We start from the raw sequence: 287 nt of genomic DNA on the forward strand, positions 1-287 counted from the left end.
AGGTGCTGGTGACCTTACGGTCGTGGAAGTTCGAGTCTTCTTCTGGGCACCAATTTCGAGTTTGAGACTAGATCAGTTTCAAGACTCACACAAAAACCCGCGAAAGCGGGTTTTTTGCATTCTAAGCCGTCATTTTCTTAAAACTGATTTATTAAAATCAAATCAGGGGTTTACAGATCAAAAGACGCTCCGTATAGTGCGCCACATCAACAGCGGCAACGCTGAAGATGAAGCCCAGATGGTGAAATTGGTAGACACGCCAGCTTCAGGTGCTGGTGACCTTACGG

Annotated in this window: 1 protein-coding gene; it reads left to right on the forward strand. The window is 46.3% G+C overall.

Annotation, left to right across the window (positions count from 1 at the left end; translation table 11 throughout):
- A partial coding sequence (locus ACW9HX_RS29185; RefSeq protein WP_457383225.1) for a hypothetical protein occupies positions 1-287 on the forward strand: 287 nt, incomplete at both ends.

This window comes from Pseudomonas sp. SDO52101_S400 (genome assembly GCF_054071635.1).